This is a genomic window from Promicromonospora sp. MEB111 (assembly GCF_030209445.1).
Lineage (GTDB): Bacteria > Actinomycetota > Actinomycetes > Actinomycetales > Cellulomonadaceae > Promicromonospora.
On the sequence record NZ_JARVSD010000003.1, the window covers coordinates 83,674 to 106,911 of the forward strand.

Below are 23,238 nucleotides of genomic sequence, written 5' to 3' on the forward strand. Positions count from 1 at the left end.
ATGGAGCTGGCAAACCTGAGCGTGCTGCTCGTCTGGGGCGCCGCGACGGCGCTCGCGATCGGGCTCATCGCGTTCTCGGTGGACCTCTCGCGCCTGTCCGGCGCGAAGGTCGACGCGCGGGACGCGGCCCGGAGCCGGGACAGGGTGAGCGTCGGTGCGGGCGCGCAGGACGACGTGCCCGGCCCGGTCGACGCGGGGTCCGCCGTCACCGGCGCGGCGGCCGGGCCGGTGAACCGCAAGTTCGCCGGGATCGGGATGTCCGTGACCTGGCTCGCCGCGGCGCTGCTGCTGATCGCGATCGTGCTGCGCGGCATCGCGGCGGGGCGCACGCCGTGGGCCAACATGTACGAGTTCACGCTGGTCGGCACGTTCGTGGCCGTCGCGGTGTTCGCCGGGGTGAACACCCGGCGCGACGTCCGGTACCTGGGCGCGTTCGTGAGCGGGCTCGGCGTGCTGTTCCTCGTGCTGGCCCAGGAGAAGTTCTTCGTGGAGGCGATGGGCGTCCAGCCCGCGCTGCAGAAGTACTGGCTCGTGATCCACGTGGGCGTCGCCATCTGCGCCACCGGCATCTTCACCGTCGCGTTCGTGGCGTCGGTGCTGCAGCTCCTGCGGGACGCCCGGGACAACGGCTCGCCCGTGCTCGGCAGCCGGCACTGGGGCTGGCTCGACCACACCGCGGCGCCCGCCGCCCTCGAGTCGCTCTCGTTCCGCCTGAACTCGGTGGCGTTCGTGCTGTGGACCTTCACGCTCATCGGTGGCGCCATCTGGGCCGAGGACGCCTGGGGCCGCTACTGGGGCTGGGACCCCAAGGAGGTCTGGAGCTTCATCGTCTGGGTGGTCTACGCGGCCTACCTGCACGCGCGCACCACCCGCGGCTGGTCCGGGAGCCGTGCGGCCTGGTTCGTCGTGGCCGGCTACGCGTGCGTGCTGTTCAACTTCACCGGCGTGAACCTGATCTTCAACGGGAAGCACTCGTACTCGGGCCTGTGAGCCCTGGGAACGACGCGCCCCGGGAATGACGCAGGGCACCGGATCCACGCGGATCCGGTGCCCTGCGTCATTCCCGGAGGTCAGCTGCTCTCGGCGTCGTCGTCCTTGGCCTCCTGGCGGCCGCGGGCCTCGCGCTCGCGCTTGCGCTTCTCCTGCTCCAGCAGCCAGAGGAACTCCGGGTCGTCGTCCGGGGCGACCGGGCCGGAGGGGCGGCGCGGGCCGGGCCGCGGGGGCTGGGTCGGGCGGCTGCCGCCGGAGCCGGGGCCTGGGGCCGGGCCCGCGCCGGACCGGCGGCTGACCCGCACCACGATCCACGAGATCGCGCCGAGCAGGGGCAGGAGGACGATCAGGAGCACCCAGAGCCAGCGGGGCAGACCTGCGCGTTCGTCCTCGTCAGCGCCCCAGACATCGGTCAGGGCATACGCCATGAGTCCGACGACCACCAAGATCAGGAGTACGCGAGGCATGCCCCCAGCCTACGGTGGGTTGGCGCGGGCAGGGCAGCCCTCGACGTGACGTTCGCCCCGTTGTCGCCCGCGCCGCCGCCGTCGTGCGAACGCGGGCCGCACCCGGCCTACCATGGGTGGGTGCCCCTCGTGATCTACTCCCTGCTCCGTGTCGCCCTCGTCGCCGCGGCACTCGGCGTGCTGTACCTGGTCGGACTGAGGGGCTGGCTGCTCCCGGTCGTCGCCGTGCTCGTCGCCCTGGCGGTGTCGTACCTGACCCTGGGCAGGCCACGCGACGCCGCGACCGAGTGGATGGCCGGCCGGGCCGAGCGGCGTGCCGCGGCGCGGGCCGCGGCCCCGAGGATCGATGCCGACGCCGCCCACGAGGACGCCGAGGTCGACGAGAAGCTGCGCGCCGACTAGATCGACAGGCCGAGCCAGAGCAGCACGCCGTAGCCCAGCTCGTACAGTCCCGTGCCCGCCAGGACCGGGATCAGCAGCTTGCCGCGCGCCCCGGCGAGGATCGGGATGGACAGCAGCGCCGCCGGGCCGAGCAGCAGCAGCACCACGAGCGACCACGGCGCCCAGAACACGCACAGCGCGCCGAGCAGCACCGGGACCCAGATCATCGCGATGTACGCGCGGCGCGCCCGGTAGTCGCCGAGCCGCACCGCGAGGGTGCGCTTGCCGGCGAGGACGTCGGTGGGGATGTCGCGCAGGTTGTTCACCATGAGCAGCGCGCACGCGATGAGGCCCACGCCCACGGCGCCGAGCACCGCGGGCCAGGTGATCCGGTCGGCCTGCGTGTACGTGGTGCCGAGCACCGCGACCAGGCCGAAGAACACGAACACGGCGATCTCGCCCAGGCCCCGGTACCCGTACGGCGTCCTGCCGCCCGTGTAGTACCAGGCGGCGACCACGCTCACCGCGCCGACGGCGAGCAGCCACCAGTGCCCCGACACCGCGCACAGGATCAGGCCCAGCACTCCCGCCACGCCGAACGCCGCGAAGGCGGCACCCTTCACCGCGCGCGGCGGCGCGGCGCCCGACGCCGTGAGCCGCATCGGGCCCACCCGGTCGAGGTCGGTGCCCCGCACGCCGTCGGAGTAGTCGTTGGCGAAGTTGACGCCGACCTGCAGCGCCAGGGCGACGCCCAGCGCGAGCAGCGCGGGCAGCCAGGCGGAGGAGTCGACCTGCGCGGCCGCGCCGGTACCCACCATGACGGGGGCGGCCGCCGCCGGCAGCGTGCGGGGCCGCGCCCCGGAGATCCACTCGGCGGCAGTGGCCATCAGCGTGTCCTTCGTTCGTGGGGTGTGCCTGTGTCCTCGCCACAGCGGCACCGGGCCGGGGCCCGGTCCTGGCGGAGGAACGAAGTCATGGTCGCACGGGTTCCCGGCCGGGAATCCGCTCGGCCCGCACGACGGCGTCGCGCACCGCCCGGCGGTCCACCTTGCCCGGTCCCCGGGTCGGCAGGGCCGGTGTCACGTACACGCGCCGCGGCGCCGCCGGGGCCCCGAGCAGCCGGCCGACGGCGGTGCGCAGCCCGGCGAGCAGCTCGCCGCCGCCGTCGGCCAGGGGCAGGCGTTCCTCCGGCGCCTGGTCCTCGGGCGCCTGGTTCTCCGGCTGGTTCTGGGGCGTCCCGGCCGCGGGTGTGTGGCCCGGCAGGGCGAGGACGGCGACCACGACCTGGCCCCACTCGTCGTCGGGCACGCCGACGACGCACGCCTCGCCCGGCGTGCCCAGCCGGGCCAGGTGCCCGGCGATCGCGTCCTCGACGGCGGCCGGCGCGACGTTGACGCCGCCGGTGAGGATCACGTCGTCCGCCCGGCCGAGGATCGTGAGCCGGCCGTGGTCGAGGCGGCCCAGGTCGGAGGTGCGGAACCAGCGGGTGCCGTCGGGATCGGTGCGGAACGCGGCGGCCGTCGCGCCGGGGTCGCCCACGTAGCCCTCGGCGAGCACGGGGCCGGACAGCTCGACCACGCCGGTCGTGGGCCCGGCGCCGGCTGCGGCGCCGGCCGCGTCGCCGGGGCCCGTGGCGTCGGTCAGCCGGACCCGCACGCCGGCCAGCGGGACGCCGTCGTACACGCAGCCGCCGCTCGTCTCGGACATGCCGTAGGTCGTCACGGCGCGGACCCCGGCGGCCCGCGCGCGGGCCAGCAGCGGGGCGGGCGTCGCGGCGCCGCCCACGAGCACGGCGTCGAACCGCGCGAGCGCGGCGAGGCCGTCGCCACCCTCGTCGGCATCGCCGTCCCCGTCACCGTCGCCGTCAGCGGCGGCGACGAGCCGGTGGAGCTGGGTGGGCACGATCGAGACGTAGGCCCGGTCGCTGCCGGGCGTGCTGACGGGGGAGTCGAGGAAGTCCTGCGCGAGGGCGGCGAACGCGCCGGGCGTGAAGGGGGCCAGGTCGCCGACGCGCACCTCGGTCCCCGCCACGACCGTGCGGTTGACCACCTGGACGCCCGCGACGTGCGTGGGCGGCAGGACCAGCAGCCAGCGGCCGGGTCCGCCGAGCCGGTCGTGGGTGGCCTCGGCCGAGGCGCGCAGGGCCGCGGCGCTCAGCGCGACCTCGCGGGGGTTTCCCGTGGAACCGGAGGTCCGGAGCACGAGCGCGGTGCCGGGCGGTACCGCGGCGTCGGACAGGCGGGGCTGCGGGGCGTAGACGGCGCCGCCGCCGAGGGCGTCCCGGACGGCGCGCACCACGGCGCCCGCGGGGTCGGTCAGGGTCACCTCCTGAGCGTATGCGCGTCCAAGGGGCCGGGCGTCGCACGGATCTGTAAGGTGTGCGCCACACGGACCCCTCGGGGCTCGGCACCGAACGCTCGCGGAGGAGTACCGATGACCACGCGTTGGAGGACGGCGGTCCGTGCCACGGGTACGGCCATGGTGCTGGCGGCCGGGCTGACCGGTTGCGACGGGGGCCGGCCCGCGGAGGCGCTGGCGACACCCACCACCACGGTCGCGGCCTCGGTCGAGAGCGACCGGGGCGGCCCGCCCGAGCCGGACGTGCCGCTGGTGTGGCCGCTCACGGGCGTGCGGACCGAGGACGTCGCGGACCGTCCCGCGGTGTCGATCAAGATCGAGAACGCGACCGCGGCCCGGCCGCAGAGCGGCCTGGTGGAGGCCGACATCGTGTGGGAGGAGGTCGTCGAGGGCGGCATCACCCGCTTCGTCGCGACCTACCACTCGAACATCCCGGACGCCGTGGAGCCGGTGCGCTCCATCCGCCCGATGGACGCCGCGATCGTGGCGCCGCTCGACGGGATCCTCGTGTTCTCCGGCGGGCAGGGCCCGTTCATCGCCGCGGCGCAGCGGGCGGGCACCCAGACGGTCATCATGGACAAGGGCGCCCCGGGCTTCCGGCGCGATCCCGGCCGGGTCGCGCCGCACAACGTGATCGGCCACGTGCCGACCTTCGTCGAGCAGGCCGACGGAGAGCGGACGAGCCCGCCGCCCGCCCAGTTCGAGTACGCGCGCAAGGTGGGCCAGGGGTCGGCGCCGCAGGACGGCCAGGCCGCGCGCTCGGTCGACGTACGGCTCTCCACGCTGCAGCGCACCGTCTGGACGTGGGACCAGGAGAACCGGAAGTACCTGCGCAGCGAGGGCTCCGCGCGGTCCGTCGCCGCCGACGGCCGGCGGCACGCCGCGCGGAACGTCCTGGTGCTCTCCACCGAGGTGTTCAACACCAAGTGGCGGGACCCGGCCGGGGCGCCCGTGCCGGAGCACCGGCTCGCCGGGCGCAGCGGCAAGGGCACGCTGCTCTCGATGGGGCACAGCCTCTCGGTGCAGTGGTCCAAGAAGGACCTGAGCTCGCCGATCGTGCTCCGGACCGCCGACGGCAAGGACGTGCTGCTCGACCCGGGGAACACGTGGATCGAGCTCGTGCCGAAGGGCAAGGGGAGCTGGCAGGTGGAGTGATCCGGAGCCGCCGCCGGCCCGGGTATTCTTCCCGCACGGCGACGGCGGACGGCCGTCGTGGCTGATGAGAAAGCCTTCATCCGGGTCTCATCACGAGTTCATGGCGGGCTTGTTGAGTGACGACGTCGCACCATCGCGTCCCTCGACAAGAAAGCGTGGCCGCCATGAGCATCCTTGAGACCTCCCCGGAGCTTCGCGGGCTCGACCCGCGTCCCGTCGCCACACCGTTGCGGGCCGACGCCGCGCCCGCCACCGTGCGGATGCCGGACCCGGCCGCGCACCGGCTGCTGCGCGCCAAGAAGGCCTACTCCACGCGGTTCGTGGCGGCCGCGATCGAGCAGGACCCGGCCGCCTTCGGCCTCGACACCGACCTGACCCGGGCACCGCGGCCCGGGGATGTCGTGCTGGCGCGCGTGGTCACCATCGGTCAGCACCGCCGGCTCGAGTCGCCCGTCTCCCGGCGGCAGATCCTGTTCGAGGGTGACGAGATCGTCGTGGCCTACGGGTCGCGCTACGCCGCCGACCAGTTCCTGGCGGTCCTCCCGGAGGACCTCGGGCCGTGCCACCTCGCCGCCGCCGGCGGGCTCGCCTCGCGGGTGGTGGACCGGCACGCCGCGGTCAAGGACGCCACGGTGATCGAGCCGATCGGCCTGCTCACGGCGTCGGGCGTCGGCGGGGGCGGGCCCGCGGCCGCGACGTCGGGCACCGCGACGGACGCCGTCGTGAACCTCGCCGCATACGCCCCGTACCGGGTGCGCGCCGCGGGGAGCGTGACCGGCAACGCCGCGCGCGTCCCGGTGATCGCCGTCATCGGCACGTCGATGAACTCCGGCAAGTCCACCACGCTGGCCTGCCTGGCCCACGGCCTGACCGCGGCCGGCCTCACGGTCCACGCCGGCAAGGCGACGGGGACGGGTGCGGGCAACGACGCGCACCACTTCGTGGACGCGGGCGCGAGCCACGTCGTCGACTTCACCGACTTCGGCCTGCCGAGCACGTTCGGCCTTCCGTTCGAGGACGTCCGCGACGTCTTCGCGACCATGGCGGACGTGCTGGCGTCCCCGGTGCGGCCGGGTGCGCCCGCCCCCGGCGTCGTGCTCATCGAGATCGCGGACGGCGTCTACCAGGGCGAGACCGGCCGGCTGCTGGTGGACGACGCGTTCCGCTCGGTGGTCGACCGCGTCGTGTTCGCGGCCGGGGACGCGCTCGGGGCGAGCGGCGGCGTGGCGGCCCTGCGGGCCCTCGGCTGCGAGCCGTCGGTCGTGTCGGGGGTGCTCACGGCCTCGCCGCTCGCCACCGCCGAGGCTCGCCGCGCGCTCGACGCGGACGTCGTGCGGACCTACGACCTGTGCCTGCCCGCCGTTGCGTGGGCCGCCGCGGGGCTCGGGGACGCGCGGCTCGGCGCCGGTCATGCGGTCGCCTGAGTCCGGTGCGCCGTCGCCCGGTGCGGGTGCGGGTTCGCGGGAGCCGGGCGGCCTGCCGAGGATCTTCGTCGGCGCCCGACGCCGCTGGGTCGTCGGTCTCGCCGCGCTCGGCATCGCCCAGGGCGCCCTCGGGGCGGTGGGCGCCTGGGCGCTGACCCAGCTCCGGCCGGGCAGCGCGTGGCCGGTCGTCGTCGCGATCCTGAGCATCGTGGCGACGGCGGTGGCCATCGGCGGGCTGCGCGTCGAGGAGCGGATCGTCGCGGAGCGGCTCGGCCAGGACTACGTGCGCGAGGTGCGCCGCGAGCTGATCGAGTCCGAGCTCACGCCGGGCGGCGGCACCCACCTGGGCATCACGGTGGCCCGCACCACCAACGACCTCGCGAGCGTGCGCAACTGGGTGTCGCAGGGGGTCGGACCGCTCGCGGCCGGCATCCCGCTCATCGCGGGTTCCGCCATCGGGCTCACGGTGCTCGACCCGTTTCTCGGCCTCGGGTTCCTGCTCCCGCTGGGCGTGCTCGCCGCCGTCATGGTGCCCTGGGCGCGCACCGCGTACCTGAAGTCGCGGCGGCTGCGGCGCGCCCGCGGGCGGATGGCCACGCGGATCGCCGACACCGTCGGAGCCTCGGAGGGGATCATCGCGGCACGCGGTGCCGGCCGCGAGCTCGACCACATCGACTCGGCGTCCGACGACGTGGTCGACCGCGCCGTCGACCGGTCGGCGACCGTCGGGGCGCTGCGGGCCGGGGGCACCGTCGCCGCGCTGCTCGCGACGCTCGCCGTCGCCGCCGTCGGCGTGGTGCGCGGGCTCGACCCGGCCGTCACGGTGGCCGCGATGGCCATGGCGGGCCTCGCCTCGACCCCGATCGTCGACCTCGGGCGCATCGTCGAGTACCGCCAGACCTTCCTGGCCGCCGGCGCGGTCCTCGTCCCCGCGCTCGCCGACGCCGCCCTCCGGCGCGTGGAGCACGAGCGGGCGAGCAGCGCGGCGGCGCAGGCCGACCTGCCCGACGGCGCGGCCGGGCCCGGCCGGGTGCACCTCGTGGTCCCCGGCCTCGTGCCGGACGACTCCCCGCTGCGTGCCGGGCCGGGCGCCCGGATCCGCCTGAGCCGCGGCGCCGGCGGTGGTCCCGGCGGCGGCGACGACGGCGGCAGCGACCCGGAGGCGCCGCTGCGCCTGATGCGGCGGGTCGTGGGCCTCGACCTCGCGCCGGCCGGGACCACCGACCAGGTCTGGGTGGCCGGGCGGAACCTGCGGGCGGTGGCGCCGGGGGAGGGGCGGGCGCTCGTCGGGCTCGCGACCCGGGGCACCGTGTTCGAGCGCGGCACACTGCGGCGCGCGCTGCGCTACCGCCGTCCGGACCTGGACGACGCCACGGCCGACGCGGTCTTCGAGGCGGTGGGCCTCGACGTCGGCAGGTTCCCGGACGGGCCCCGCACCGTGCTGCGCGCCGGCGGGGAGCCCTTGACCGTCGACCAGCGCGCCCGGCTCGCGCTCGCCCGCGCGGTCTACGGCGAGCCGGCGCTGCTCCTGGTCGCCGATCTCGACCGCGACCTGGACCAGGAGGGGCGCGACCGGCTCGCGGAGGTCCTGGCGGAGTATCCGGGGGTCGTGGTGTTCACGGGGTCCGACGACCTGGCGCGGGCGCTCAGCGCCGAGGAGGTCCGCCTCGCCGCGGGGCCGGTCCCGGTCACGCCGGACGGCCGGCCGGCGGACGGCCGGTCGGTGGACGACGACGAGTAACCGACCACCCGACTGACTCGGCGATCCCGTGGTGCCGAGTCAGTCGGCTGGTCGGACCAACCGACTGACTCGGCGAATCCTGCCTGCTGAGTCAGTGGGGTGGTCGGACCAACTGGCTGACTCGGCGATCGCGCCCCGGCGAGTCAGCTGGTCGGCCAGTCGGCCAGTCGGCCAGTCGGTCAACCGGTCGGTCAGTTGGTCGGTCGGCCAGTCGGTCAGTCGGTCAGTCAGTAGTAGTAGGGGAAGGCCGACCAGTCCGGGTCGCGGCGCTCCAGGAACGCCTCCTTGCCCTCGACCGCCTCGTCCGTCATGTACGCCAGCCGCGTCGCCTCGCCGGCGAACACCTGCTGGCCGGCGATGCCGTCGTCGGCGGCGTTGAACGCGAACTTGAGCATCCGGATGGCCTGCGGCGACTTGCCGGCGATGATGCGCGCGTACTCCAGCGCCAGCCCCTCCAGGTCCTCGTGGGCGGCGACCTCGTTGACCGAGCCCCAGCGCTCGGCGTCGTCGGCCGAGTACTCGCGGGCCAGGAAGAAGACCTCGCGGGCGCGCTTCTGCCCGAGCTGCCGGGCGAAGTAGGCGGAGCCGTAGCCGGCGTCGAACGAGCCGACGTCGGCGTCGGTCTGCTTGAACTTGCCGTGCTCGCGGCAGGCGACCGTGAGGTCGGCGACGACGTGCAGCGAGTGCCCGCCGCCGGCGGCCCAGCCGTCCACGACCGCGACCACCACCTTGGGCATGGTCCGCATGAGGCGCTGCACCTCCAGGATGTGCAGGCGGCCGGCCTTGGCGGGGTCGATCGAGTCCGCGTTCTCGCCCTCGGCGTAGCGGTAGCCGTCGCGGCCGCGGATGCGCTGGTCGCCGCCGCTGCAGAAGGCCCAGCCGCCGTCCTTGGGGGAGGGGCCGTTGCCGGTCAGCAGCACCGTGCCGACGTCGGACGTCATGCGGGCGTGGTCCATGACCCGGTACAGCTCGTCCACGGTGTGCGGGCGGAACGCGTTGCGCACCTCGGGGCGGTCGAACGCGATGCGCACCACGGGCAGGTCCCGCGGCTCGGGGCCGCTGCGGTCGACACCACGGTGGTACGTGAGGTCCGTCAGGTCCTCGAACCCGGCGACCGTGCGCCAGCGCTGCGGGTCGAACGTCTCGGAGACCTGCTGGGGGAGTTCGGTGCTCGTGCTCACACGGACCAGCCTAGTTCGGCCGGTGTGCGTGGCGGCACCTAGGGTGGCGGCGACGAGAGGAAGTGCCCGCATGCTGATCCGCCATCGCGGCCTGGAGCCGTCCATCGATCCCTCGGCCTACGTCGCGCCGTCCGCCACGGTCGTCGGCGACGTCCGCATCGCCGCCGGCGCGCGGATCCTGCACGGCGCGGTCCTCACCGCCGAGGACGGCGTCGTCGTCATCGGCGCGGACACGATCGTCATGGAGAACGCGCTCGTCCGCGGGCGCGGCAGCCACCACGCGCGGATCGGGGACGCGGTGATGGTCGGCCCGCACGCCCACGTGAACGGCAGCACCGTCGAGGACGAGGCGTTCCTCGCCACCGGTGCGTCGCTGTTCCCGGGCAGCGTCGTCGGCGCGGGTGCCGAGGTGCGCATCAACGGCGTGGTGCAGGTCAACACCGTCCTCGCGCCCGGGGCTGTCGTGCCGATCGGCTGGGTGGCGGTGGGTGATCCGGCCACGATCCTGTCGCCGGAGCGACACGAGGAGATCTGGGCGATCCAGCGGGAGCTCGACTTCGGTGGCACCGTCTACGGCGTGGACCGGGACGTCCCGATGCGGGAGCTGATGCGCCGGCAGTCGGCCTACTACGGCGCGCACCGCGACGACGTGCCCGTGCCCGAGTGATCCGACTGACTCGCGTTCACCAGGCTGGATCCGGCCGTGAGGACCGCCATGACGGCACCCGGCAGCCTGCTGAACCGAAGTCAGGAGCTGCCAGAGCCCGACCCGGCCCCGGCGGGTCGATAGCCTGGACCCGTGCTGATCGGTGAACCCGTGGTCTGGTCCACGCCCCTGCGGACCCGCTTTCGCGGGATCGACGTGCGCGACGGCGTCCTGCTCCGCGGCCCCGCCGGCTGGGGCGAGCTCTCCCCGTTCTGGGACTACGACGACGAGGAATCCGCCACCTGGCTGCGCGCCGCGCACGAGGCGGCCCTCGTCGGCTGGCCCGACGCCGTGCGGCAGAGCGTGCCGGTCAACGTGACCGTCCCCGCCGTCGGGCCGGAGCGGGCGCGCGAGATCGTGCTCGCGTCCGGCGGGTGCCGCACCGCCAAGGTCAAGGTCGCACAGCGCGGCCCCGACGGCGCGCTCGAACCCGTGGGCGCCGAGATCGAGCGGGTCGCCGCCGTCCGCGACACCCTCGGGCCCGACGGCGCGATCCGGGTCGATGCCAACGCCGCCTGGACCCCGGACGAGGCCCTGGCCCACCTCGCCGAGATCGACCGCGCCGCCGGCGGGCTGGAGTACGTCGAGCAGCCCTGCGCCGACGTCTACGAGCTCGCCCTGGTGCGCCGCAAGCAGGACGTGCCCGTCGCGGCCGACGAGTCCATCCGCCGCGCCTCCGACCCGATGCGCGTGGTGCGCCAGGAGGCCGCCGACATCGTGGTCCTCAAGGTCCAGCCCCTCGGCGGGGTCCGCGCCTGCCTCGACCTCGCCGAGCAGGTCGGCCTGCCCGTCGTCGTCTCGTCCGCGCTGGAGAGCTCGGTCGGGCTCGCCGCCGGCATCGCGCTGGCCGCCGCGCTCCCCGAGCTGCCGTACGCCTGCGGGCTCGCGACGTCCCAGCTTCTGGCGCACGACGTCGTCGCCGAGCCCCTGCTGCCCGTCGACGGCGCGCTCCCCGTGCGCCGTCCGGAGCCGTCACCCGAGGCGCTCGCGGCCACGGCCGCAAACGTCCCGACGACGGACCGCTGGCTCGCCCGGTACCACCGCCTGACCCGGATCCTGGAGGACGCATGACCATCCCGCCCGCCGTGGCCGCCGCCCGAGCACTCGTCGCCGACCTGGTCACCCGGGGTGTGCAGGACATCGTGCTCGCGCCCGGATCCCGCAGCGCGCCCCTTGCCTATGCCGTGGCCGAGGCCGCCGACGCCGGCCGCGTCACGCTGCACGTCCGGATCGACGAGCGGGACGCGGGCTTCCTCGCGCTCGGCCTGTCCAAGGGTTCAGAGGGTGCGCCGGTCGCCGTCGTCACGACGTCGGGCACCGCGGTCGCGAACCTGCACCCCGCCGTGCTGGAGGCGAGCCACACGAGCCTGCCGCTCATCGTGCTCACCGCCGACCGGCCGCACGAGCTGCGCGGCACCGGCGCGTCGCAGACCACCGACCAGGTGGGCATCTTCGGTTCGGCGGTGCGGTACGCCGTGGACGTGCCGGCGCCGGTCGGCCCGTCAGGCTCGTCCGACCCGGACGGCGGGTCCGGCGGCGACGCCGAGGCGGTCCGCGACCTGCGGAGCGTCACCGCGCGCGCGGTCAGCGCCGCGCTCGGGTTCCGCTCGGGACACCCGGGGCCCGTGCACCTCAACCTCGCCTTCCGGGACCCGCTGACGCCGTCGGCCGCGCTGCCCGGACCGCCCGCGGACACCGCGCAGGAGGGCTACCCCAAGCCCGACCCGCCGCTCGTCGTGCCCGCCGTGCTGCGGCACTTCGGCTCGCCCGCGCTGCCCGGCGACCCGGCGCGCACGGTCGTCGTCGCGGGCGACGGCGCCGGGCCCGAGGCGCGGCAGCTCGCCGAGGCGCAGGGCTGGCCGCTGTTCGCGGAGCCGTCGTCGGGCGCCGCGGGCGGCACCCATGCCATCGCCGGCTACCGCCTGCTGCTCGGCTCCGACGTGCTCGCCGACGGCATCGAGCACGTGGTGGTGCTGGGCCGGCCCACGCTGTCGCGGCCTGTGCAGCGGCTGCTGGGCCGCCCGTCCGTGGCGGTCAGCGTGGTCGCGCCGGGCGCGGGTCCCTGGCCTGACGCCGCCCGCAACGCCGCCGTCGTGCTGCCGGGCCTGGCGCCCGTCTGGTTCGAGCCGGCCGCCGAGCGGCCCACACCGTTCCTGGAGCGCTGGCGGACCGCGGGCGCCGCGGCCGCGCGCGTCCTGGACGAGATGACCAGCGACGACGCGGTGCTCGGCGGCCCGACCGCACTCTCCGTGGCTCGGGCCGTGGCCCGGGTGCTGGGCCCCGCTGACCTGCTCGTGGTCGGCTCCTCCAACCCCGTGCGGGACCTGGAGCTGGTGCTCGGCCTCGACGGCCCCGGCCCCGCCGTCCTCGCCAACCGCGGCCTCGCGGGCATCGACGGCACCGTCTCGACGGCGGCCGGCGTGGCGCTCGCCGCCGCGCGCCGCGGCCTGCGCACGCGCGCCCTCCTGGGCGACCTCACGTTCCTGCACGACGTCGGCGGCCTGCTGCGCGGTCCCGACGAGCACCAGGTGGACCTGGAGATCGTGGTGGTGAACGACGACGGCGGCTCGATCTTCGCGACCCTGGAGCACGGGGCGCTCGCCGCGACGAGCGGCGCCGCGAGCGCCACGTTCGAGCGGGTGTTCGGCACGCCGCACGGGGCGAACCTGGCGCAGCTCTGCGCGGGGTACGGGGTGGACCACCAGCTCGTCAAGGACGTGCCGACCCTGCGGCACGCGCTGCAGGCGCCCAGCCACGGCATCCAGGTGATCGAGGTGCGGGTGCCGCGCGGGGACCGCCTGACGGAGTCGCGCGTCCTGGCGACCAGGGTCCAGGAGGCCGCGACCCTCGCTGTCTGAGGCGTTGAGTGCGGGATCTTCGCCCTTCCGGGCCGTCAGGAAGGGCGAAGATCCCGCACTCAGCGGGGTCTCGGGATATGCAGGGAACTCACAGACTCGTTTAAGGGTGGGACAAGGAACGGGGTGTCAACTAGTTCTGACTTCAAGGAGGGTCACGATGACCGAGCAGAACAGCACCACTCCGCAGCCGGAACAGCAGCCGTCCGAAGCGCAGCCGACCCAGCAGCTGCCGGTCGCCGGCCCGGCCCCCGTCCAGAACGCGGGCGCCGAGCAGACCCCGACCCCTGTGCAGTCGACGGCGCCCGTCCCCGCGCCGCCCGAGGGCGCGGCACCCCAGGGCGCGACGCCGGCGGGCATGACGCCCGCCCAGCACGAGCGGGCGCAGCACCCGGCGCAGGCCCCGGCGCCGCAGCCGGCCCCCACCCAGCCGGCCCCCACCCAGCAGGTCCCGGCGCAGCACGCCCCGGCTCCGCAGGCCCCGGCTCCGCAGGCCCCGGCGCAGGCCCAGCCTGCCCCCGCCCAGCACGCGCCGGCCCAGCACACGCCCGCCCAGCACGCCCCGGCCCAGCACCACACGACGCCCGTGCAGACCGTGGCTCCCGCCGGCCCACCGTCGCCGTCCTACGTCAACCCCTACGCGGCCCCCGCCACCGCGACCGCCGAGCCGCGGCCGCGGAACCGCACCTGGGTCCCCGTGGTCAGCGCCGCCGCGGCCGCCGCGCTGCTGGCGAGCCTGGGCACGGCCGGTGCCATCTCGCTCACGAACGGCTCGGACGGCGCGGCCTCCCTCGCCGACGTCGGGCAGTCGAACAACCAGACCGTCCCGGTGAAGAGCTCGACCGTCGAGAACCCGGACTGGACCGCCGTCACCTCCGCGGTGCAGGAGTCCGTGGTCTCGATCCAGGTCGAGAGCCAGGCGGGCGGGGCCGAGGGCTCCGGCGTCGTGCTGGACTCCGACGGTCGCGTGCTGACCAACAACCACGTGGTCTCCGGCGCGCAGACCGTCCAGGTCACCCTGAGCGACGGCAGCGTGTACGACGCCGACATCGTCGGCACCGACCCGACCACCGACCTCGCCGTCGTGCAGCTGACGGACCCGCCGTCGGACCTGAAGCCGGCGAAGTTCGGCGACTCGGACAACGTGGTGGTGGGCGAGCCCGTGATGGCGCTCGGCAACCCGCTGGGCCTGGCGAACACCGCCACGACGGGCATCGTGTCCGCCCTGGACCGCCCGGTCACGGCCAGCGCCGAGGACGGGTCCGACCAGGTGGTCACCAACGCGATCCAGATCGACGCCGCGGTGAACCCCGGCAACTCGGGTGGTCCGCTGTTCAACGCGTCGGGCGAGGTCATCGGCATCACGTCCTCGATCGCGACGCTGTCGAGCGGCGGCGGGACGTCCAGCAGCTCCGGCTCGATCGGCCTGGGCTTCGCCATCCCGGGCAACCTGGCCACGCAGATCGGCGACCAGCTCAAGGAGAACGGCACCGCGGAGCACGCGTTCCTCGGGGTCTCGATGTCGGACGCCACCGCGACGGCGGACGGCGTCACCCGCCGCGGCGCGGGCGTCGAGGACGTCGTCGCCGACTCGCCCGCCGGCAAGGCCGGGATCCAGCAGGGCGACGTGATCGTGGCGATCGACGGCGACGCGGTCAACGGGCCGGAGTCGCTCACGGCGTTCGTGCGGGAGAAGGCGGCCGGCGACAAGTCGGTGCTGACCATCGTCCGCGACGGCAAGACCGAGGAGGTCACGGTGACGCTCGCGGTGAAGGAGGAGACCGACACCAGCTCGGGCTCGCAGGACCAGCAGGACCAGCAGGGTCAGCTGCCCGGCCAGCAGGACGGTCAGCAGGACGGCTCGGGCTCGGACCAGACCAACCCGAACAACATCCCGGACTGGCTGCAGGACTTCTTCAACAACCAGGGCTGATCCGCCCCGGCTGCAACGTGTCAGACCCCCAGATCACGCGAGTGACCTGGGGGTCTGACACGTATTCGCGTTCAGCGGGTGAACTTGGCCCGACCGGTTTAGGTTGGTCCGCGTGTCTGGGACGTACACCGTGGTCAGGACTCTCGGCAGGTCGGATGCCGCGCACGACATCCTCGAGGAGCTGCCGGAGTGGTTCGGCATCGACCGGTTCACGCACGAGTACGTCGAGGCGGCGGACCGGTTCCCCAACTACCTCGCGGTCGCCTCGCCCTCCGTCGGGGCCGACGGCGGCGCGGTCCCGGCCGACGACGTGCTCGGCGTGCTGCTCCTGGACCAGCGCTACCCGACGTCGGCCGAGGTGCACCTGCTGGCGGTCCGGCGCAAGCACCACCGCGCCGGGATCGGGCGCGACCTCATGGCCCGGGTCGAGGACGACCTGCGGGGTCAGGGCGTACGCCTGCTCAGCGTGAAGACGCTGGGACCCTCGGCGCACGACCCCGCCTTCGACCAGACACGCGCCTTCTACGGCGCCTGCGGCTTCCACCCGGTGGAGGAGTTCCCCGACCTGTGGGCGGACGACCCCTGCCTGCTGATGGTCAAGCCGCTCTGACCTGCCGGCCGAGGGCCCGGCTCAGGCCTTGGTCTGCGCTCCGAACAGGGCCTCGGCGGCACCCGGCACCACGGCCGCGACGACGCCGCCCAGGCTGCGCTCGAGGTAGCCGACCAGCTCGGCGTCCGCGAGGTCGGAGTTGATGCCGCCGTCGACCAGGGCCTGCTCGGCGAGCGCCACCCACGAGCGGACCGCGATGCGCAGCAGCTCGGTCTCCGGCACGCCCAGCTCCAGGAGGACGGCGAGGGCGCGTTCGGTCTGCTGGCGCCGCGCGTCCTCGATCACCGCGCGCACCTCCTCGTCGCCGCTGGCCGCGCCGCGCACGAGCGAGTAGAAGGTAGGGCCGTGCTCCCGGACGTACTCGACGAGCCGGGTCAGGGTGTTGGCCAGGCGGTCGGCGGGCGGGAGCTCGGGCTGCGGCTCCGAGGCGTGGAGCATCGAGTCGCGCGCGCGGCGCACGATCTCGTGGTGCAGGCCGTTCTTGGAGCCGAAGTAGTAGTAGACCAGACCCGTCGAGACACCGGCTTCGGCGGCGATCTCCTCGACGGTCACCTCGGCCAACGGGCGGTCCGCGAGAGTCGCGACTCCGAGGGCCACGAGCTGGTTGCGGCGTTCCTCCGGGCGGAGGCGCGTGCGTCGGGCTGTTGCCATGTGTCGAGCATATCCGGCATGCTTTGCGCCGCCGTCAGGGGGTCAATTGACGGTGAGTCAGTAATCGCGCTACGGTCGCGGCGGGACGACGACGCCGTCGTCCTCACATTGGCATGAGGGGAACACCAATGAAGCTCAGCAAGCTCACGGGGACGCGTAAGGGCCGCGTGGCCCTCGCCGTCATCCCGGTCACCATTGCCGCCAGCGTCCTGCTCGGTGGGGTTGCACAGGGCGCAGTGCCCGTCTCGTTCGCCATCTCCGGCAGCCAGTTCAAGATCGGCGCCGACAAGCTCGCGGGCACGGGCTTCTCGCAGTACGCGGGCGTCGCGACCGCCTCCGACGGCACGCAGCACCCCGCCGCGATCGCGAACATCAAGGACGCGCAGCTCTACAACCTCTGCCAGTCGGTCGTGCAGGACACGCCGCTCGGCAAGGTGGGCCTGCTGATCTCCGCGGGCACCGGTGACGAGCCCGCCAAGGCCACGGACCTGCAGATCGGCATGAGCGACCTGTCCGGTACCGCGATCTTCAAGAACATCCGCATCGGTGTGGACGCCTCGACGGTCAACACGACCAAGAAGGGCGACGCCGGCGACTTCGCCATGGACTCCGACTCGATCGACATCGACGGGCTCCAGCAGGTGTCGTGGAGCACGCAGGCCGCCGTCTTCCAGCTGACGGACCTCAGCCTCAAGATCACGGACGGCACCGAGTGCTTCTGAGTCCGGGTGACGGCCCGGCGGACGCCGGCCGCCCCGGACTTCGCGCGAGGCTCGCTGACTGGCGCAGGGACTTCCGCCCCTGGCGCAGGCAGCGGCCGTTCGTCGGGGGTGTGCTGGTCGTTCTCGCGGGCCTGGAGATGCTCCTGTCCGGTCCCATCAAGCTGGACCAGCTCGGGATGAACGTCGTGCTCCGGTTCGGGGTCGAGGGCGCGCAGGCGACGATCCTGCCGCTGGCCCTGGTGCTGCTCGGGATCCTGGTGATCGCGCAGCCCGTGCACCGCATCTTCTACGGCGTGATCGCGCTCGCGATCTCCGTCTACTCGATCGCCGGCGTGAACCTCGGCGGCTGGATCATCGGGTTCCTGCTCGGCGTGGTCGGCGGCATCATCGTCGTGTCCTGGGCGCCCGAGGCGGCGGAGGGTGGCACGGCCGAGGCCGCCGACGAGGCGGAGCCGGGGAACGAGGCAGGGTCGGGTACGGCCGACGGCGCCGCCGCGGCCGGGAAGGCCGGCACCGCGCAGGACGGCGCTCCGGCGTCGGACGCCGCCCCCGAGCCCGGCGCGGAACGATCCCCCGCCGCCGCCGAGCCCGAGGCGGACGAGCCCGCGGACGACGACGCCCCGCAGCAGGACGAGCCGGCGCCGAAGGCGACCGCCGAACCCGCCCCCGAGACCGAGCCGACCCGCCGGGTGGACTCGCTCAGCGGCGCGCTGAAGGCCCTGTCGCAGAAGTCCGCGGCGGTCGTGGTGGCGAGCGCGATGGCGGTCGGCGGCATGAGCCTGCCGGCGACCACGTCGATGGCCGAGACCCAGGACGACTCGTTCTGGTGCGTCGTCTTCGGCGCGTGCGACGAGGGGGACGCGGAGCCGTCCGCCTCGCCGACGCCGTCGCCGAGCACGTCCGAGTCCGGCGGCGACGAGGCCGGGGATCCGGTCGGGGACGCGGTCGACGAGGTCACCGGCGGCGCGACCGACCCGGCCGAGGGCGGCGACGCCGGCTCCGGTTCCGGTGACGCCACGGAGGGCGACGACGCCGCCGGCACGGGCGAGGACGGCGAGCCCGAGTGCCAGGAACCGACGCAGGACGGCGAGGTGCCCGCGGACGCCGCGGAAGAGGCCCCGAGCGACCCGTGCGGCGAGATCGACCCGCAGGCGACGATCGAGGAGGCGCTCCACACCGAGCTCGGCACCTGCGTGAAGGTGACGTTCGGCGGAAAGTTCGACCTCAACATCGACCTGCCCGGCCAGTGCGGTGCCAAGGAGGACGGCTCCGTCTTCTCGCTCCCCGCCGACCTGGAGAGCCGGGACCTCACGATCCCGCTCACGGGCATCAACGGGATCGGCCTGGCGAACGTGCCGGTCAAGAACGACGGCTCGCGCCGCGACGCCATCAAGATCTCGGCCGACAAGGTGGTCGTCGACGGGTTCTGGCTCAAGTCGTACGCGTACGACGAGGGCACGGTCGCGGGCACGGACACGCGGGCCAGCTTCGTGTCGCTCGAGGGCGACGCGCACATGTACGTGTCGTCGATCCACGCGAACCTGCCCGACGGGCAGGACCTCCTGGAGGTGGCGACCAAGGTGCTCGAGGGTGCCTCGCTCATCGAGATCCTGCTGACCGCCACGGACGCGCGGATGGGCTTCATCGGCGCCACGTCCGACCTGCAGGTCTGGGACAACTTCCGCGAGCAGGTCTGGGGCGACCCGACCAACCCGATCGGCAAGGGCCCGAGGGCGGGCGACGCCTGACCCGTTCCCGCTGAGCCCCGTCGAGTGCTGGGTATGTGTTGCCGGACGACGATCCGGCAACACATACCCAGCACTCAACGCGCACGGGGGCGGGCGCGGTTCAGGACGAGACGCCCAGCGCGTAGCGCATGGGCTCCAGCTTCGCCTCGGACTCCGCCAGCTCGGCCTGCGGGTCCGACGCCGCGACGATGCCGCAGCCCGCGAACAGGCGGATGTGGCGCGGGTCGGTCGCGGAGATCTCCGCCGACCGCAGGGCGATGCCCCACTCGCCGTCGCCCCCGGCCCCGACCCAGCCCACCGGGCCCGCGTAGCGGGCGCGGTCCAGGCCCTCGATCTCGCGGATCAGGCTGCGCGCGGCGGTCGTCGGCGTGCCGCAGACGGCGGCGCTCGGGTGCAGCGCGGCGGCGAGCGAGAGGGACGACGGCGCGGGCCTGCGCGACGCCGCGTGCTGGTCCGTCAGCACGCCGGTCACGTCCGTCGCGAGGTGCATGACGTTCGGCAGGTGCAGGACGAAGGGGGCCTCGGGCACGTTCATCGACGAGCAGAACGGCTGCAGGGCGGCGGCCACGGAGCGCACCGCGAACTCGTGCTCCTCGAGGTCCTTCGAGGACCGGGCGAGCTGGGCGGCGCGCAGCAGGTCGGCGTCGTCGGCGTCCGCCGTGCCGTGCTCGCGGCGGATCGTGCCCGCCAGCACACGCGAGGCGACCAGGCCCTTCTCGCTGCGCACGAGCAGCTCCGGCGTCGCGCCCACCATGCCGTCCACGCTGAAGGCCCAGCAGGCGTCGTAGGCGGACGCGAGGCGGCCCAGCAGGTGCCTGGTGTCGAGCGGCTGTTCGGCGGTCGCCACGACGTCGCGCGCGAGCACCACCTTCTCCAGCTCGCCGGTCTGGATCCGGGCGATCCCCTCGGCGACCACGGCGGGCCAGTCGGCCGCGCCCACGGCGCCGTCGGCGAGGACCACCCGGCCCGGCTCCGTCACGGGCTGGTGCGGGTAGGCCGAGAGCAGGTCCTCGCCCACGGGGGCGGACCGGTCGCCCACCAGGGAGATCGTGGTCATCCAGGCCTTGTCGCCCCGCCGTCCGACGACGACGCGCGGCACGATCAGCACGCCGCTGGCCCGCGCGGGGTCCTCCGACTCGTCGCCGGGGGAGACGTCGTCGAAGGCGAAGCTGCCGAACGCGACCAGCCCGCTGCCGGGCAGGTCGACGTCGTCGTGCACCACGGCGTTGTCGAGCACCTGGCGCCAGGCCTCGTCGGCGTCGGCGAACCGGCCCGGGCCGAACGTCTCGAACCGCAGTGCCTCGCCCCAGCCCACGAGCCCGTCGCCGTGCCGCACCCAGGCGAGCGCGTTGGTGTCGGGGAGCCGGTCCACGAGCGCGGTCGGGGTGTCCGGGAGGTCGTCGGTCGCGACGGTGCGGACCACGAGCTGCGGGCCGTGGGGAGCGCCCGGCGGTGCCTCGTCGGACACGGGCGGGGGCTGCGCCACCCAGCTGTCGTACACGCTGGTGCCGGTGGGTGTGCCGGAGGTGCCGCCGGAAGGTGAAGCGATCATCGCTTTCAGGATAAGCGCGGGCGAGCTGGTCGGAGACCTGCTGTTTCGGAGGTCACAGGCGGGGCCGCGGCGTGAAAGCATGGCAGCTATGTCACGTGCGAGTCTGGAGAAGAAGCCGGCCGAGGTCGCGTCGATGTTCGACGGGATCGCCGCCCGCTACGACCTCACGAACGACCTCATCTCCCTGGGCCAGGACCGGCGCTGGCGCCGCCTCACGGTCGAGGCCGTCGCGGCGATGCCGGGCGAGCGCGTGCTGGACCTCGCCGCGGGCACCGGGACCAGCAGCGAGCCCTTCGCCGCCGACGGCGCCTTCGTGGTCCCGTCCGACTTCTCGATCGGAATGCTGCAGGTGGGCAAGCAGCGCCGTCCGGACCTGCCCTTCGTCGCGGGTGACGCCACGCGGCTGCCCTTCGCCGACGAGTCGTTCGACGCCGTGACCATCAGCTTCGGCCTGCGCAACGTGGTGGACACCGGCGCCGCGCTGCGCGAGATGCTGCGCGTGGTCCGGCCGGGCGGGCGCGTGGTGATCTGCGAGTTCTCCACCCCCACGTGGGGTCCGTTCCGGAAGGTCTACCAGGAGTACCTGATGCGTGCGCTGCCCGTGGTGGCGAGCGCCGTGACCCGCGACAAGGGCTCCTACGACTACCTCGCCGAGTCCATCCGCACCTGGCACACCCAGGTGGACCTGGCCAAGCTCATGCTGGAGGCGGGCTGGGAGCACGCCGCCTACCGCAACGTGACGGGCGGCATCGTGGCCCTGCACCGGGCGGTCCGCCCGGTGTGAGCCGAAGGCCCGCCGTCAGCAGGTGATCAGGCATGGTTCCCGGACCGGGACCATGCCTGATCGCATTTCCCGGGGCGGACCGCTCGCGACCTCCCCAAGTAAGGGGAACCTTCCTACACAATCCCCCCTAAGTGTGGCTAGGGTGTCGGTGTTGTGACAGGGTTCACAAGGGCTTGTCAGGAAGCCCTTGCCGAACCCCGCACAGCAGGTCAGCAACGACCAGGCAGCGGGTTCCCAACGGGGGTGAACGTGCGAAGAGTGATACGCGACGACGCGGATGTCATCGTGGTGGGCGCCGGTCCGGCCGGCTCGTCCACCGCGCACTGGTGCGCGGCCGCGGGGCTCGACGTGCTCCTGCTGGAGAAGGGCGAGTTTCCCCGGGACAAGATCTGCGGCGACGGCCTGACGCCGCGCGCCGTGGCCGAGCTCGTCCGCATGGGGGTGCCCACCCGCGAGGAGGACGGCTGGATCCGCAACCGCGGCCTGCGGGTGCACGGCGGCGGCCGCTCCTACGAGCTGGACTGGCCCGACCTGACGACCTACCCGGGCTACGGCATGGCCCGCGCCCGCATGACGCTGGACCACACCCTGGCCCAGCACGCCCAGGCGAGCGGCGCCAAGCTGCTGGAGCGCACCAAGGTCACCGGCGCCCTGCGCGCGGACGACGGCCGCGTGGTCGGCGTCACCGCCCAGCCGCTCGACGCCAGCGGCCGCGCCGAGGGCCCGGTCAAGGAGTTCCGCGCCCCCGTGGTGGTGGCGGCCGACGGCGTCAGCTCGCGCTTCGCCCTCGGCATCGGCCGGGAGCGCCGCGACGACCGCCCCATGGGCACCGCCGTCCGGGCCTACTACCGCACCCCGCGGCACGACGACCCGTTCATGGAGTCGCACCTCGAGCTGTGGGACGGCGAGCCGGGCAAGAGCGCCCTGCTGCCGGGTTACGGCTGGATCTTCCCGCTCGGCGACGGCACGGTGAACGTCGGCCTCGGCAGCGTGTCCTCCACCCCGGCCCGGCAGTCCGCGGCCGGCATCGACTACCGGCGGCTCATGGAGACGTGGCTCGACAAGAGCGCGCCGGAGGGCTGGGACCTGGTGCACGAGCCGGAGCGCGGGCCCATCCGCGGCGCGGCCCTGCCCATGGGCTACAACCGCGGCCCCCTGTACGCGGCCGGCGTGCTCCTGGCCGGCGACTCCGCCGGCATGGTGAGCCCGTTCAACGGCGAGGGCATCGCCTACGGGCTGCAGGCCGGGCGCGTGGCCGCCGAGGCGATCAGCCAGGCCCGGCACCGCGCCACCGACGAGGCCCGCGAGGCCACGCTCGCCACCTACGCGGAGCGCATGCGGGCCGACCTGGGCGGCTACTACACGCTGGGCCGCTGGTTCGTGCGGCTCATCGAGCACCCCGAGATCATGCGGGTCTGCGTCCGGTACGGCCTGCCGCGCAAGGTCGTCATGCAGTTCACGCTCAAGCTCCTGTCCGACTGCTACGAGCCGCACGGCGGCGACTGGGTCGACCGGGTCATCGCGGGCCTGACCAGGGTGGTCCCGAGCTCATGAGCATCACGTCCATGAAGGGCAAGCCGTCCACGAAGGGCACAGCATGAATCCCTACGTACCCATCCTGATCCTCATGGCGATCGGGGCGGTCCTGGCGCTCGGCGGTGTCGCCGCGAGCGCGATCATCGGCCCCAAGCGCTACAACCGCGCCAAGCTCGACTCGTACGAGTGCGGCATCGAGCCGACGCCGCACGCGGTGGGCGGCGGTCGGCTCCCGATCAAGTACTACCTGGTGGCGATGACATTCATCGTCTTCGACATCGAGGTCGTCTTTCTTTACCCGTGGGCCGTGGACTTCACGACGCTCGCGACGTTCGGGCTGGTGGCGATGCTGGCGTTCCTGGCGCTGATCACCGTCCCGTTCGTCTACGAGTGGCGCCGCGGCGGCTTCGACTGGGTCTGAGACAGCGACTGGACGTCCGGCGC

21 protein-coding genes are annotated in these 23,238 nt (G+C 74.1%); 15 read left to right on the forward strand and 6 right to left on the reverse strand.

The window, feature by feature from the left end; genetic code table 11:
* Nucleotides 1-990: a c-type cytochrome biogenesis protein CcsB gene (ccsB, locus tag QRN56_RS02255; RefSeq protein ID WP_285100842.1), complete on the forward strand. Its 990-nt coding sequence runs from the start codon at nucleotides 1-3 to the stop codon at nucleotides 988-990.
* Nucleotides 991-1,070: 80 nt separating this feature from the next.
* Here the strand turns inward: ccsB and QRN56_RS02260 are convergent, their stop codons facing one another.
* Entirely contained in the window at nucleotides 1,071-1,457 is a 387-nt protein-coding gene (locus QRN56_RS02260) for a PLDc N-terminal domain-containing protein (RefSeq protein WP_285100843.1), read from the reverse strand.
* Nucleotides 1,458-1,577: 120 nt separating this feature from the next.
* On the opposite strand from QRN56_RS02260, the gene QRN56_RS02265 reads away from it, so the two are divergent.
* Nucleotides 1,578-1,859: a DUF4229 domain-containing protein gene (locus tag QRN56_RS02265; RefSeq protein ID WP_285100844.1), complete on the forward strand. Its 282-nt coding sequence runs from the start codon at nucleotides 1,578-1,580 to the stop codon at nucleotides 1,857-1,859.
* On the opposite strand, the gene QRN56_RS02270 is transcribed toward QRN56_RS02265, so the two are convergent.
* Entirely contained in the window at nucleotides 1,856-2,725 is an 870-nt protein-coding gene (locus tag QRN56_RS02270; protein ID WP_285100845.1) for a 1,4-dihydroxy-2-naphthoate polyprenyltransferase, read from the reverse strand. The genes QRN56_RS02265 and QRN56_RS02270 overlap by 4 nt on opposite strands.
* An 85-nt stretch (nucleotides 2,726-2,810) precedes the next feature.
* Complete coding sequence (locus QRN56_RS02275; protein ID WP_285100846.1) at nucleotides 2,811-4,163, reverse strand: AMP-binding protein; 1,353 nt, start codon at nucleotides 4,161-4,163, stop codon at nucleotides 2,811-2,813.
* A gap of 108 nt (nucleotides 4,164-4,271) precedes the next feature.
* Between QRN56_RS02275 and QRN56_RS02280 the strand changes: the two genes are divergently transcribed.
* The 3 genes from QRN56_RS02280 to QRN56_RS02290 all read left to right on the forward strand — a co-directional run bounded on the left by QRN56_RS02280 (nucleotide 4,272) and on the right by QRN56_RS02290 (nucleotide 8,516).
* On the forward strand, nucleotides 4,272-5,351 hold the full coding sequence (locus tag QRN56_RS02280; RefSeq protein ID WP_285100847.1) for a DUF3048 domain-containing protein: 1,080 nt from the start codon (nucleotides 4,272-4,274) through the stop codon (nucleotides 5,349-5,351).
* Nucleotides 5,352-5,515: 164 nt separating this feature from the next.
* Nucleotides 5,516-6,775: an ATP-binding protein gene (locus tag QRN56_RS02285; protein ID WP_285100848.1), complete on the forward strand. Its 1,260-nt coding sequence runs from the start codon at nucleotides 5,516-5,518 to the stop codon at nucleotides 6,773-6,775.
* Nucleotides 6,762-8,516: an ABC transporter ATP-binding protein gene (locus QRN56_RS02290; RefSeq protein WP_285100849.1), complete on the forward strand. Its 1,755-nt coding sequence runs from the start codon at nucleotides 6,762-6,764 to the stop codon at nucleotides 8,514-8,516. The genes QRN56_RS02285 and QRN56_RS02290 overlap by 14 nt, the downstream gene beginning before the upstream one ends.
* 227 nt (nucleotides 8,517-8,743) lie before the next feature.
* On the opposite strand, the gene QRN56_RS02295 is transcribed toward QRN56_RS02290, so the two are convergent.
* Complete coding sequence (locus tag QRN56_RS02295; protein ID WP_285100850.1) at nucleotides 8,744-9,697, reverse strand: 1,4-dihydroxy-2-naphthoyl-CoA synthase; 954 nt, start codon at nucleotides 9,695-9,697, stop codon at nucleotides 8,744-8,746.
* A 70-nt stretch (nucleotides 9,698-9,767) separates the two neighbouring features.
* On the opposite strand from QRN56_RS02295, the gene QRN56_RS02300 reads away from it, so the two are divergent.
* The 5 genes from QRN56_RS02300 to QRN56_RS02320 all read left to right on the forward strand — a co-directional run bounded on the left by QRN56_RS02300 (nucleotide 9,768) and on the right by QRN56_RS02320 (nucleotide 15,801).
* The gene (locus QRN56_RS02300) at nucleotides 9,768-10,364 is read left to right on the forward strand and encodes a gamma carbonic anhydrase family protein (RefSeq protein WP_285100851.1); all 597 of its coding nucleotides are present in this window, start codon (nucleotides 9,768-9,770) and stop codon (nucleotides 10,362-10,364) included.
* Between the two features lie 132 nt (nucleotides 10,365-10,496).
* Nucleotides 10,497-11,474 (forward strand): o-succinylbenzoate synthase, encoded by a 978-nt coding sequence (locus QRN56_RS02305; RefSeq protein WP_285100852.1) that lies wholly within the window; start codon nucleotides 10,497-10,499, stop codon nucleotides 11,472-11,474.
* Nucleotides 11,471-13,261, forward strand: coding sequence for a 2-succinyl-5-enolpyruvyl-6-hydroxy-3-cyclohexene-1-carboxylic-acid synthase (gene menD / locus QRN56_RS02310; RefSeq protein WP_285100853.1), 1,791 nt, complete (start codon nucleotides 11,471-11,473; stop codon nucleotides 13,259-13,261). The genes QRN56_RS02305 and menD overlap by 4 nt, the downstream gene beginning before the upstream one ends.
* A 157-nt stretch (nucleotides 13,262-13,418) precedes the next feature.
* Nucleotides 13,419-15,191 carry a S1C family serine protease gene (locus tag QRN56_RS02315; protein ID WP_285100854.1) on the forward strand — a complete coding sequence of 591 codons (1,773 nt, stop codon included), beginning with the start codon at nucleotides 13,419-13,421 and terminating at the stop codon, nucleotides 15,189-15,191.
* A gap of 112 nt (nucleotides 15,192-15,303) precedes the next feature.
* Complete coding sequence (locus QRN56_RS02320) at nucleotides 15,304-15,801, forward strand: GNAT family N-acetyltransferase (protein WP_285100856.1); 498 nt, start codon at nucleotides 15,304-15,306, stop codon at nucleotides 15,799-15,801.
* A 21-nt stretch (nucleotides 15,802-15,822) separates the two neighbouring features.
* On the opposite strand, the gene QRN56_RS02325 is transcribed toward QRN56_RS02320, so the two are convergent.
* Nucleotides 15,823-16,452 carry a TetR/AcrR family transcriptional regulator gene (locus QRN56_RS02325; RefSeq protein ID WP_285100857.1) on the reverse strand — a complete coding sequence of 210 codons (630 nt, stop codon included), beginning with the start codon at nucleotides 16,450-16,452 and terminating at the stop codon, nucleotides 15,823-15,825.
* Between the two features lie 128 nt (nucleotides 16,453-16,580).
* Here QRN56_RS02325 and QRN56_RS02330 point away from each other — a divergent pair, with 128 nt between their 5' ends.
* Entirely contained in the window at nucleotides 16,581-17,174 is a 594-nt protein-coding gene (locus QRN56_RS02330) for a DUF6230 family protein (protein ID WP_285100859.1), read from the forward strand.
* Nucleotides 17,165-18,922 carry a DUF6114 domain-containing protein gene (locus QRN56_RS02335; protein ID WP_285100861.1) on the forward strand — a complete coding sequence of 586 codons (1,758 nt, stop codon included), beginning with the start codon at nucleotides 17,165-17,167 and terminating at the stop codon, nucleotides 18,920-18,922. Before QRN56_RS02330 ends, QRN56_RS02335 begins: the two co-directional genes overlap by 10 nt.
* Before the next feature lie 100 nt (nucleotides 18,923-19,022).
* On the opposite strand, the gene QRN56_RS02340 is transcribed toward QRN56_RS02335, so the two are convergent.
* The gene (locus QRN56_RS02340) at nucleotides 19,023-20,474 is read right to left on the reverse strand and encodes an isochorismate synthase (protein WP_285100862.1); all 1,452 of its coding nucleotides are present in this window, start codon (nucleotides 20,472-20,474) and stop codon (nucleotides 19,023-19,025) included.
* Between the two features lie 88 nt (nucleotides 20,475-20,562).
* Between QRN56_RS02340 and QRN56_RS02345 the strand changes: the two genes are divergently transcribed.
* From QRN56_RS02345 to QRN56_RS02355, 3 genes are all read left to right on the forward strand, one after another.
* Nucleotides 20,563-21,258, forward strand: coding sequence for a demethylmenaquinone methyltransferase (locus QRN56_RS02345; RefSeq protein ID WP_285100863.1), 696 nt, complete (start codon nucleotides 20,563-20,565; stop codon nucleotides 21,256-21,258).
* Between the two features lie 258 nt (nucleotides 21,259-21,516).
* On the forward strand, nucleotides 21,517-22,812 hold the full coding sequence (locus tag QRN56_RS02350) for a geranylgeranyl reductase family protein (protein ID WP_285100864.1): 1,296 nt from the start codon (nucleotides 21,517-21,519) through the stop codon (nucleotides 22,810-22,812).
* A 43-nt stretch (nucleotides 22,813-22,855) separates the two neighbouring features.
* The gene (locus QRN56_RS02355; protein ID WP_020016036.1) at nucleotides 22,856-23,215 is read left to right on the forward strand and encodes an NADH-quinone oxidoreductase subunit A; all 360 of its coding nucleotides are present in this window, start codon (nucleotides 22,856-22,858) and stop codon (nucleotides 23,213-23,215) included.
* The last annotated feature ends 23 nt before the right edge of the window (nucleotides 23,216-23,238 follow it).